The following is a 4807-nucleotide window of genomic DNA, read 5'->3' as shown; positions in this document are numbered from 1 at the left end:
AAACGGCTCTTCAAACAGGCCGATGCCGTCACCCCCACCAAGTACCTCCTCACCCAGATCATCGACAAGGTCGGCAACACCCTCACCCTCCAGTATGACGGCTCCCTGCGCCTGACCACCCTCCTTGATGCCCTCGGCCAAGCCACGACGATCAGCTACACCCCGGACGTCGGAGACAACGTCAGCGGTGACACCACCAAGATCCGCAAGGTCACCGATCCGTTCTCCCGATTCGCCAAGTTCAAATACACCGCCACCGGCCAGCTGGAGCGCATCATTGACCCCATCGGCATCACCTCCCAGTTCAGCTATGGCACCGGGGACTTCATCAACCGCGTGACCACGCCCTACGGCCCCACCGAGTTCAGTCACGGGGAGATGCCCGGCATCAACAGCGAGACCGGACGCTGGATCGAGTCCAAAGACGCCGCGGGAGACCGTGAACGCGTGGAGCGCAACGACCTTGCGCTGCCCGACAACTACGTGGCCAGCCCGCAGGCCCCCAGCAGCGTCAACGTCAACGGGACCAGCGTCCCGTTCCTGCCCAAGAACGACAACCTGTTTTACCGCAACACCTTCCACTGGAACCGCCAGCAGATGAAGAACTGGCCGGGGGATTACAGCAAGTGCCTCATCTACAACTGGCTGACCAGCACCAGTGACACCATCACCGGAGTGATCGGCAGCATCAAGCAACCGCTGGAAGGACGCATCTGGTTCAACTATCCCAACCAGACCTCCTCCCATGCCGTGGGCGACGTGAGCGTTCCTTCCAAGACGGTGCGGGCGGTGGAGAGCACCACCGGCACCACGGTATGGAGCATGACCCAGGCCAGCTTCAATGATCTGGGCCTGTCCACCGGCAGCGTGGACGCCATGGGGCGCGAGGTGAAGTATGAGTATTACCCCAACAACCAAGACCTCCAGTACGTGAAGGTCAAGAACGGGGCCACGTGGGAGACGCTGCTCACCATCTCCCAATACAAGACCATCGCAGGACAACCTGCCCATCTACCCGAGATCATGACGGATGCGTCCGGCCTTCAGGTGCAGTACAGCTACAATGACAAGGGGCAGGTCACAGAGAAGACTGCCTCCAAGGGTGGAAACACCGAGACCACCAAGTACATCTATGATGCCAATCTGGACGGCACGGCCGATGCCTATGGCTATCTCATCCGTATTGAGCACACCTCGCCTTCAAATCCGCTGGCTTTCGCCATCCTCCAGAACATCACCTACGACAGCACCAAACGCATCCGGACCCTCACCAACACGCAAGGCTACACGTTGACCTATGACTATGACAACCTCGACAGGGTCACTCTATCCACTCACCCTGACAGCACTACAGAGCAGTTTGTCTACACCGACGGAGCAAAGCAAACTTTAAGCCTCTGGGCCAGCAAGGACCGTGCGGGACGCTGGACAAGGATGCGGTACAACCAGCATCGTCAGCTCCTCATGGAGCTGGATCCGCTGCTGCGCCTTACCCAATACGACTGGTGCAAGTGCGGCAGCTTGAGCAAGCTCATCGACCCCATGGGCAAAGTCACTGCCTGGAAGAGTGACGCCCAAGGGAGATTGGTCGAAAAGCTCCTGTCTGACGGCAACAAGTATCTCTACACCTACCAGCCATTGAGCGGTCGTCCATCCACAGTGGCATACCCCAAAGACGTGCTCAACAACACCACGACTGTCACCTACCGCCATCATCTGGATGGGAACGTCCAGAAGGAAGACTACACAGACGCCGCCATGACCGACGCGACCTTCGGCGCGAGAGACTTTGTCGCGCGCCCCACTTCCATGAATGATCAGTTTGGCACCACAAATTATGCCTATGTCCCATTCAGCGGATCCGTGAACGGCAGCGGGAAGCTGGCAACAGCCAACGGTCCCTGGGCCAACGACACACTGCACTACACCTATGACTGGCAGTCGCGCCTCTCCAAAAGTGAGGTGGTGAATGATGATGGAGTGACCGTGAGCCGGTCAGAGGAGACGTCTCTAGACAGTCTGGGCCGCGTCACCCAACTCGGCAACAACCTGGGCACATTCACCAGTACCTACAGTGCCGGCAACCTCACCGCCCTGCCTGACCAAGTGGACCTGCCCGGCGGGTTCAATACCCTCTACAGCCGCTTTGCTGCCAATGCAGGAGCAAATGCCCTTGGTCTACAAACCATTCACCACCGTCAGGGCACCAACACCGTGCAAAAGCACGACTACACTTACGAACTCACGGGCAACCTCAAGACTTGGGATCGTACGAATGCGAGTGCAAATGTAACCTCTTGGACTCTTCGGCATGACCAGGCAGGTCAACTCAGCGAGTTGGAGGAGAGCCTTGATGGCACGCCTCAAAAGAAGGAGTCCTGGCATTATGATCCCGCGGGCAACATCAGTTCCACGGTGAACCTGCCAGCAGTTGGTTCAGGGACTCTGCAAATCCGCACCACCGAGGGCCGCAATCAGCTAACCTCTCTCGGAGGTCCAGGCACAGCCCAGGTGGAAGGCACCACCGATGAAGCCTCCCAAGTGAAGGTCAATGGGAACACTGCGACCGTCACCAAACTGGGCCCGTCAGGTCCTTGGAAGTTCCAGAAGGAGGTGAGCATGTCTGTCGGCAGCAATGCGATTTCGATAGAGGCCACTGACGCGGACAGCAACGTCAAGACCAACAACTACACAGTGACGGTTTCAGCAGGAGCGGATCAGGAACTTGACTACGATGCCAATGGCAATGTCGTCGAACAACGCGACGGGAGCGGCGCTGTGACCCGAAAGCTGGAGTGGGATGCACGGAACCGACTGCTGGCTGTACAAAACGCTGGCGTGCCTGTGGCTGGGACAAAACGCACAGAGTTTGCCTACGATGGAGTAGGCCGGAGAGTTCGCCAGACTGAAAAGGAGCACAATGGGACAGCCTGGGTCACCTCGAGCATCTCCAACTGTCTGTGGCAAGGGCTGGAATTGGTTCAGAAACGGAACACATCGAGTGGTGCGGTGACAGCCAACTATTTCCGCTTGGGAGAGGAACATGGCTCGGACCATTTCGTCTACCTCGCTGATCATCTAGGCAGCGTCAGAAACTGGTACCGAGTGAGCGACGGAAGCCAGGGAGATGCGGATTTTCAATCTTTCGGACAACGGAGCGTCGGCGCTGTTGGTCCCGGGGTTCCAGACAAGGGCTACACAGGTCACCTCCATCACGATTCCAGCTTATTGGTGCTCACACCTTTTCGAGCCTACGATCCGGCGCTTCAGAAGTGGCTTTCTGAGGATCCCTTTGAGGAATCTGGAGGTCCCAACCTTTATCAGTACGCCTACAATGCCCCCACGACCTGGGTCGATCTCTTGGGGCTCGTTCCGGATCTAAACATCTTCGGTCCCAGTGATCCCGCGCGCCCACGTGCAAACAATCTGCCATCCAAATCTGGAGAATTTCGTGTCACCGGCCATGGCACGCCCGATGGTGTTCTCAGACCCGGTGCAAATCCTTCAAGCTACAGACCATCGGACGTCTACACTCCCAAAGAACTCGCCGACCTCATCAAGTCCCAACCTGGATACAAACCCGGCACCACCGTACGCCTGATGACTTGTGATGTGGGATCAAACGATCAGTATGTCCAGGATGTTGCCAATGAGTTGGGAGCAACAGTGCTGGCACCAGACAAAAAACTGTGGTGGGCTTCAGACCCAGACTTGGTGAAGAATTATCCCGTACCCGTCGGGGATAACGCAACTCTCTCGTCAGACGGGGTGGTGCCCATCCCGGTAAGCCCAGGACACTACAAAAAGAAAACCCCTCAAAAGAAGACACCTTGATGTCCTTTCGCTCCCCAAAGCCCGCCCTGCTAGTAACGGTGTTCCTGCTTGGCGCGGGCGCTGGCTGGCTTGGTTTCCACCTTGCTTCCAAGCCAGTCCTGGAAAAGCCCGCCGTCAATTTCATTTCAGGACCTACCGTACCAAAGCTGGATCCGGACTCATATGCCAAACTCTATGCAAGCGCCCGGCAGGACGTCCCCAGATCATTGCACGACCTCGGCGTCTACGAGTATCACAGCATGGTTGGAAAAAATGGATATGCCGGGAACCAGCTCTTCGGAATGCTTCTCCTTGAGAGATCATCCGCATTGGGCAACGTGGAGTCATCAAGGGTTCTCCTCCCCATCTATCTTGGGACAAAGGATGTCCAATCTCTGGCTAAAGCACACCGGATCGTTGATTCCCTGTCGCAGAACAAGTCCTTCGTCAGCAATCAAAGCAACGTGCTGTTCCTTGAAAAGCAAAAACAGCTTATTGACCAGCTGAGACTCAAGATAGAGCCCCAACATTCTCAAGACACGAAAGAATGAACCTCGGGCCTGCTTCCGAGCCCGCCTTTCATTTGGATGCTCCAAAGTTAAGTCTTTCCTGACTTCCTACCACAATGTCTTCAAATTCCCCTCTGCACCCTCACTCGGTGATCTACCGCACCACCGCAGCCATTCTGTTGGCGCTGCAACCCATGGTGCTGCTCCCGCAAGATGTTGTGGTAAACTGTTGCGGCGGCTCCGATGCTCCGCCACCTCTCGAGATTAAACGTTACAGCGACCTGCCCGACACCTTCAAGGAAGACTGGGTGCCACCCGCACCCGTCCTCAGCGCCAGGGACATCACTCTCAACAAAGCCGCTCCGGTCTCCGCCCCCGTTCTCGACCTCCCCCAGGGCAAGGTTCTATCCCAAACAGACATCGCCCAGGCCAAGGTCTTCTCCACCCCCCTGCGCGCCACCCAGCGCAAACAACCCGGCGAACCA

3 protein-coding genes are annotated in these 4807 nt (G+C 57.1%); all 3 read left to right on the top strand.

Translation table 11 applies throughout. The annotated features are described in order from the left end of the window. Positions 1–3834: RHS repeat-associated core domain-containing protein (locus BV106_RS11020; protein ID WP_038164435.1), on the top strand; the 3834-nt coding region annotated here is incomplete at its 5' end. Further along, positions 3834–4364, top strand: coding sequence for a hypothetical protein (locus tag BV106_RS11015; RefSeq protein ID WP_038164434.1), 531 nt, complete (start codon positions 3834–3836; stop codon positions 4362–4364). The genes BV106_RS11020 and BV106_RS11015, both read left to right, overlap by 1 nt. A gap of 74 nt (positions 4365–4438) precedes the next feature. Beyond that, the coding region (locus BV106_RS11010; protein WP_038164432.1) for a hypothetical protein at positions 4439–4807 on the top strand (369 nt) is incomplete at its 3' end.

The sequence above is a fragment of the Verrucomicrobium sp. BvORR106 genome (genome assembly GCF_000739655.1).
Taxonomy (GTDB): Bacteria; Verrucomicrobiota; Verrucomicrobiia; order Verrucomicrobiales; family Verrucomicrobiaceae; genus Verrucomicrobium.
This window is presented reverse-complemented; position numbering and strand designations above follow the sequence as displayed.